Annotated in this window: 6 protein-coding genes; 5 read left to right on the forward strand and 1 reads right to left on the reverse strand. The window is 71.3% G+C overall.

Going from position 1 to position 6,434, the window contains the following annotated elements:
* Nucleotides 1-112 precede the first annotated feature (112 nt).
* The 4 genes from ABZ281_RS32375 to ABZ281_RS32390 all read left to right on the forward strand — a co-directional run bounded on the left by ABZ281_RS32375 (nt 113) and on the right by ABZ281_RS32390 (nt 4,921).
* On the forward strand, nt 113-352 hold the full coding sequence (locus ABZ281_RS32375) for a hypothetical protein (RefSeq protein ID WP_356661294.1): 240 nt from the start codon (nt 113-115) through the stop codon (nt 350-352).
* Nucleotides 353-644: 292 nt separating this feature from the next.
* Nucleotides 645-1,637, forward strand: a complete 993-nt coding sequence (locus tag ABZ281_RS32380) for an SCO0930 family lipoprotein (protein WP_356661296.1) — start codon at nt 645-647, stop codon at nt 1,635-1,637.
* 330 nt (nt 1,638-1,967) lie between these two features.
* Nucleotides 1,968-2,780: an SAM-dependent methyltransferase gene (locus ABZ281_RS32385; RefSeq protein WP_356661298.1), complete on the forward strand. Its 813-nt coding sequence runs from the start codon at nt 1,968-1,970 to the stop codon at nt 2,778-2,780.
* On the forward strand, nt 2,777-4,921 hold the full coding sequence (locus ABZ281_RS32390; protein ID WP_356661300.1) for an EAL domain-containing protein: 2,145 nt from the start codon (nt 2,777-2,779) through the stop codon (nt 4,919-4,921). The genes ABZ281_RS32385 and ABZ281_RS32390 overlap by 4 nt, the downstream gene beginning before the upstream one ends.
* A 26-nt stretch (nt 4,922-4,947) precedes the next feature.
* Here ABZ281_RS32390 and ABZ281_RS32395 read toward each other — a convergent pair whose 3' ends face one another.
* Nucleotides 4,948-5,562 carry a TetR/AcrR family transcriptional regulator gene (locus tag ABZ281_RS32395; RefSeq protein WP_356661302.1) on the reverse strand — a complete coding sequence of 205 codons (615 nt, stop codon included), beginning with the start codon at nt 5,560-5,562 and terminating at the stop codon, nt 4,948-4,950.
* A gap of 97 nt (nt 5,563-5,659) precedes the next feature.
* On the opposite strand from ABZ281_RS32395, the gene ABZ281_RS32400 reads away from it, so the two are divergent.
* On the forward strand, nt 5,660-6,265 hold the full coding sequence (locus ABZ281_RS32400) for a peroxiredoxin-like family protein (RefSeq protein WP_356661304.1): 606 nt from the start codon (nt 5,660-5,662) through the stop codon (nt 6,263-6,265).
* Nucleotides 6,266-6,434: the final 169 nt, after the last annotated feature.

Consider the following 6,434-nt stretch of genomic DNA (forward strand, 5'->3'; position numbering starts at 1 on the left):
GGGGGGGGGGGCGGGGGCGGGGGGGCGGGGGGGGGGGGGCCCCCCCCCCCGCCCCGGGCTGCGCCCCGGGCCCGCGCGCTTGTGGGCGGGGGGCGGCGCCACCGGCGTCGGCTTGGGCGGGGGTGTCGGTTTCGGCGGCGGCGGAGTCGGGGTCGGCGTGGGGGAGGGGCTCGGCGTGGGTGTGGGGCACGGCCAGGTCTTCTTGCTTCCGGCGTACGCCACCGCCTCGGTGCCGTCCGGCCCCGTCGAGGCGTACGCGCAGGCGTCGGCCACCGCGACCCCGGCCGGTGCGCCGACGAGGGCCCAGGTCAGCGTCGCCGCCGCCAAGACCCGTGCCACAAGGGCGGATTGAGTCGAGAGGGGTCCATGCACGACGAAGATCATGAGCCCTGTGCCGCCTGCACGGGCCCGGGTGCAAGGGGATTGCCCCGAAAGGGGGGTATCCGGGTATCGCCGGTTTGATCAGCGATCACCCGCAGGGTGCTCGCTACGTACATGCGTACGACGTTCCGAGGGGTTCGTCGCAGGTTCCGGAAAGAAATTTGGCCGACGGTTGAACACAACCGCCGCCCCCGTGCGTACTCATGACCGTGCGGCGGCGCAGCAGGGCGCTGCAACACCCTTGCGATTATGGGGAGTTGACGATGAAGACCTCCTGGCGGAGCGCCTCACTCGTGGCGAGCGCCGCGGCGGTCCTGGCGCTGACGACGGCGTGCGGTCAGGACAGCCCACCGGCGGCCAGCCAGAACGTGGGCGCCACGGCCGCGCCCGGGGATTACGGAAGCATCGGCTCGGGCACCGCCGGTGCGGCGGGCGGCACCGTCACCGGCCAGCCGTCCGCGCCGAGCGCCTCCAGCCCGTCCAGCCCCGCCGGCAAGCTGTCGGTCTCCACCGCCGAAAAGGTCGGCAAGGTGGTCACCGACAGTCTCGGCCTCACCCTGTACCGGTTCGACCAGGACACGGCCGAGCCGCCCAAGACGAACTGCGACGGCGACTGCGCCAAGACCTGGCCGCCGGTCCCCGCCGACGACGCCGAGGCCGGCGAGGGCATCGACAAGGCGCTGCTCGGCACGGTCACCCGGGCGGACGGCACCAAGCAGCTCACGGTCGGCGGCTGGCCCGCCTACCGCTATGCCAAGGACGTCAACGCCGGTGACGTCAAGGGCCAGGGCGTGGGCGGCAAGTGGTACGCGCTCGCCCCCGACGGCAAGAAGGCGCAAGGGGGTGCGGCCGGCGGTCAGGAGGCCCAGGCGCTGCCCGGGCTGTCCACCCGCAACGACCCCAAGCTGGGTGAGATCGTCATCGACAAGAACGGCATGACGGTCTACCGGTTCATGAAGGACTCGCAGTGGCCGATGAAGACCGCGTGCACGGGGGACTGCCTGGAGAAGTGGCCGGTCATCGCACCGGTCGACGAGAAGGACACCAAGGGGATCGACCTTCAGGGGTCCACGCCCAACCGCGGCTACGTCGTCTTCGACCGCCCTGACGGCGTCAAGCAGCAGACCATCGACTGCATCCCGATCTACACCTTCGCGGGCGACAAGAAGGCCGGTGACACCAACGGCCAGGGCGTCGGCGGCACCTGGTACGCCATCCGCCCCGACGGAAAGCCGGTCGGCGCCTCGGAGAAGTAGCGGAACCTCCCCAGGGTTGATCGTCTCGTCCACCCGAAGCGCAGACCCGGTCCACCCCTCCGTGTTCCACGGAGGGGTGGACCGTTTTGCCGTGCTTCACCTGAACTCATCGAATTGCTGACACTTTTCTCCTTCCCCACCGGAACTCTCCGGAATGCCTCGGGCACTGTTCGTCACACGTTCGAAGGGCATGGGGAGGGGTATCAATTCGGCACGTGCCGCAGGCAGTGACCGGGAACGGATGGTCAATTTCCGTTTCGGGTCGCTCCATTGGCGGGCGATCAGTAGCCTCTGCTCGAACACCGGATCGCCTACGCCTTGGAGAGATAGATGGAGCGTCCCGCCTGGGCCCCACGGAGCATCGACATCTCGGTGCCCAGCGTTTCCCGGATGTACGACTACTACCTGGGCGGATCGCACAACTTCGAGGTCGACCGGGAAGCGGCCCGCCGGGCCATGGAGTTCATGCCGGGACTCCCCAAAGTCATGCAGGCGAACCGCGCGTTCATGCGCCGCGCCGTGCGCTACGCGGCCGACCAGGGCGTCTCCCAGTTCCTGGACGTCGGCTCCGGCATCCCCACCTTCGGCAATGTGCACGAGGTGGCGCAGGCCGCCAGCCCCGGTGCGCGCGTGGTGTACGTCGACCACGACCCGGTGGCCGTGGCGCACAGCCAGGCGGTCCTGGAGGGCAACGACGACGCGGGAGTCGTCGCAGCGGACCTGCGCAAGCCCCAGGAGATCCTGCGCAGCCCCGAGGTGGAGCGGCTGATCGACCTGACTCAGCCAGTGGCGCTGCTCCTCGTTGCCATACTGCACTTCGTAGAAGACGAGGACGACCCGTACAGGGCCGTGGCCGAACTGCGTGAGGCGCTCGCGCCCGGCAGCCTGCTCGTGCTCACCCACGCCTCCTACGAAGGGATCCCGCTGCCGTCGGAGCGGGCCGGGGGTGCGGTGGACGTGTACGAGGACATCCGCAACCCGCTGATCATGCGCTCGCGCGAGGAGATCGCGCGGTTCTTCGAGGGGTACGACATGGTGGAACCCGGACTGGTGGCGATGCCGCACTGGCGCCCCGACACCACATCGGAGGACGAGGATCCGTACGCGTTCTCCGGGTTCGCGGGCGTGGGGCGTACGGCGTGACCGCGGAACCGGACGGGCCGGAGGACAGACTGCGCCGGTTCGCGACGATCTGGAGCCGGGCCGTCTTCCCGGTGACCTCGACGTCGTCCACCCGCCCCGAGTTCGAGGCACAACTGCTGCCCCTGGCCCGGCGGCTGAGCGAGGCGCTGCTGGCCCGGACCTTCGACTCCGACGCGGGCCGGGCGGTCGGCGCCGCCCTGGTGGACGCGCACTGCACCGACCCGGAGGCGCTCAGCCGCACGCTGGACTGCGTCGACGCCTACCTGGTCCTGTACTGCGGCCGCGACGGCGACCAGGAGGATCTGCGGGCCCGGTGCGCGCGGTTGCAGCACGCGATGGCAGCCGGTTTCGCGCGGACGCTGCGCGAGCGGACCCTGGCCGAGCAGGAGGCGATCGCCCAGGCCGCCCTCCAGGCGCAGGGCGTGGTGGCGCAGGCCCTGCACGCGAGCGAGGCGCGGTTCCGCGCCGTCTTCGAGGGCGCTGCCATAGGCATCGGCATGGCCGACCTCGAGGGCAACATACTGCAGGTCAACGGCGCGCTGCTGCGCATGTTCGGGGTCTCCGAGACGACGCTGCGCAGCCGCAACGTCCGGCAGTGGACCCACCCCGACGACGCTCCGCAGACCTGGCGGCTCTACGACGAACTCGTACAGGGCGAGCGGGAGCACTACCACCTGGAGAAGGCGTTCTACCGGCCTGACGGAACCGTCCTGTGGACCAACCTGACGGTCTCCCTGCTGCGCGACGCCGACGGCGATCCGCAGTACCAGCTCGCCCTCATGGAGGACACCACCGAGCGGCGGCTGCTCAACCTGCGGCTGCGCTACGAGGCCACGCACGACGCGCTGACCGGGCTGCCCAATCGCACGTTCTTCTTCGAGCGCCTGGAGAAGGCCCTGGGCGCCGGGGAAGGCCAGCGGTTCGGGCTGTGTTACCTGGATCTCGACGGCTTCAAGACCGTCAACGACAGCCTCGGCCACGCGGCCGGCGACCGGCTGCTGGTGGAGGTCGCCGACCGGCTGCAGTCCTGCGCCACGGCGCCCGGCGAGATGGTCGCGCGGCTCGGCGGCGACGAGTTCGTGGCCCTCACCACCGGGCCCGACACCCAGCACGAGGTCGACGAACTCGCCGGGCGCATCATGAACGCGCTGCTCGCGCCGATCAGCGTCGACGGCCGGGAGCTGACCGTGCGCGGCAGCATCGGCATCGTCGAGGGTCCGGCCGGGGAACGCAGCCCGGCGGAGGTGCTGCGCAGCGCGGACATCACCATGTACCGGGCCAAGTCGGCGGGCGGCAACCGCTTCGAACTGGCCGACGCGGAGGCGGACGCCCGGGCCATCACGCGGCACGGGCTGACCACCGCGCTGCCGACGGCGCTGGAGCGCGGCGAGTTCTTCATCGAGTACCAGCCGCTGGTGCACCTCGGCGACGGAAGCGTCCGGGGAGCCGAGGCCCTGGTGCGCTGGCTGCACCCGCAGCACGGCGTGCTCGGGCCGGACCGGTTCATCCCGCTCGCGGAGCACACGGGGCTGATCGTGCCGCTCGGGCGGTGGGTGCTGGAGCAGTCGGTGCGCCAGGCCCGCGAGTGGCGGGAACTGCAGGGCGGCGTCAAGGCGGTGGGGCCGTTGCGGATCAACGTGAACCTGTCGCCGTGCCAGTTGACGCATCCCGGTCTGGTCCAGGACACGGTCGACATCCTCGAGCGTACGGGCGTCGAGCCGGACGCGCTGTGCCTGGAGGTCACGGAGTCGGCGCTGATCGGGGCGGACGACGATCTGCTGAAGCCGTTGCGGCGACTGGCGGAGATGGGTGTCGACATCGCCCTGGACGACTTCGGGACGGGCTACTCCAACCTCGCCAACCTGCGCCGGCTGCCGGTCAGCATCCTGAAGCTGGACCGGTCCTTCACCCAGAGCATGCAGCAGTTCCCGGCGGACCCCGTCGACCTCAAGATCGTCGAGGGCATCGTCTCCCTGGCCCACAGCCTGGACCTGGCCGTGACGGTGGAGGGCGTGGAGACGGGAGCCCAGGCCGAACAACTCCGCATACTCGGCTGCGACACGGCCCAGGGCTGGTACTACGCCAGGCCGGGCCCGCCGGAGCGCCTGCACCAGCTGGCCCTGGCGGACGCGACGGGCTGACGCCCCGGGCGCTGTGCGCGGCCGGGTCAGGTACCCAGCCCGCGCAGCAGCAGCGCGAGACCGCCCAGGAACTCCCGGTCGGCACTGACCTTCCGGGCGTGCCGGGCGGTCTCGGTCATGTAGGGGAAGGCGTCGGGAGGCAGCTCGGTGATGGCGACCGTGCCCTCGCCGGACAGGGGCCCGAGGTGCTCCAGCTGGATGGCGCCGATGACATAGCCGAGCAGGCCCCGCAGCGCGACCACCCGCTGGGTGCCGTCGAATCCGGCCTGCGTGAGCACGCCGAGCACGGACTCCGACCAGCGCAGCCCGGCGAGCGACCGGTGCCGGTGGGCGACGGTCAGGGGCACGATCTCCGGATGGGCCGCCATGGCGTCCCGCAGCCGCCGCACCAGCACCTCGATGCGTTCGTGCCAGTGGCCTCCGGGTCCGGGCGCTTCGGTGTCCACGGTGTCGAGCACGAGGTCGACGACCCGTCTTTCCAGCTCTTCGCGGTCGTCGACATACCGGTAGAGCGCCATGGTGCTCATGCCGAGTTCCTTCGCGACCGAGCGCATGGACAGTCCGGCGAGCCCGTCGCGGTCGATCACGGCGAGGGCGGCCGAGGCCAGCTGGACGTGGCTGAGTGAGCGGGGACGTGGCATGACGCCCATGAGCGTACGCCATACGCCTACCTTGTTAGGTGTACGGCATACGCCTATCCTTCGTAGGGGTACACCGTACACCTACGAAGGAGCGCTCATGCTGATGCGCAGGCCCGCACGGCCATTACGGCCCGGCTCCACCGTCACCGAACGCCGGATCGACACCGTCTCGGGCGGCCTCGTCGGCGTCCCCGACCCCGAGCGCCTGCTGCACCTCCAGTTCCGGCGGTTCGCCGGGTGCCCCGTGTGTCATCTGCACCTGCGGTCGGTGGTCCGCAGGCACACGGAGATCGAGGCCGCCGGAATCCGGGAGGTCGTGGTCTTCCACTCGCCCGCCGAGGAACTGCTCCGGCACACCGCCGACCTGCCCTTCGCGGTCGTCGCCGACCCCGGCAAGCGGCTGTACACCGAGTTCGGCGTCGAGTCGGCTCCCCGGGCGTTGCTCAGTCCGCGCGCATGGGGGCCGGTCGTCGGGGCGGTGCTGCGCGGCGGATGGGAGGTCCTCCGCGGCCGTGAGCGGCTCCCCGCGACCCACCAGCCCGGCGGCAGGCTCGGCCTGCCCGCCGACTTCCTGATCGGCTCCGACGGCCGGATCCTCGCGGCCAAGTACGGTGGGCACGCCTACGACCAGTGGCCGGTCGACGAACTCCTGCGCCTGGCGTCCTCCCACCGGCCGGCCGGCGGCCGTCTCCCGGCGGGGTAGCCGCGTCCGCTGCGGCGAGGCGCCGCGTGAGGAGTCACGGGCGTCGGCCGGCGGTCGCCGAGACCTCCGGAGGGACGGGCCGTGTCACCGCTCGAGCAGCATCCGCTGCAACTCACGGGCGGCCCGGGGCGGAGCCACGTCGCTGCGATGCGCCAGGGCGATCGTGCGG

This window comes from Streptomyces sp. NPDC006265 (assembly GCF_040613555.1).
Lineage (GTDB): Bacteria > Actinomycetota > Actinomycetes > Streptomycetales > Streptomycetaceae > Streptomyces.

Bases quoted from the DNA above. Each gene is read 5' to 3' on its own strand.
- ABZ281_RS32380 (WP_356661296.1), top strand. From the start codon at position 645: ATGAAGACCTCCTGGCGGAGCGCCTCACTCGTGGCGAGCGCCGCGGCG.
- ABZ281_RS32385 (WP_356661298.1), top strand. From the start codon at position 1,968: ATGGAGCGTCCCGCCTGGGCCCCACGGAGCATCGACATCTCGGTGCCC.
- ABZ281_RS32395 (WP_356661302.1), bottom strand. From the start codon at position 5,562: ATGCCACGTCCCCGCTCACTCAGCCACGTCCAGCTGGCCTCGGCCGCC.
- ABZ281_RS32400 (WP_356661304.1), top strand. From the start codon at position 5,660: ATGCTGATGCGCAGGCCCGCACGGCCATTACGGCCCGGCTCCACCGTC.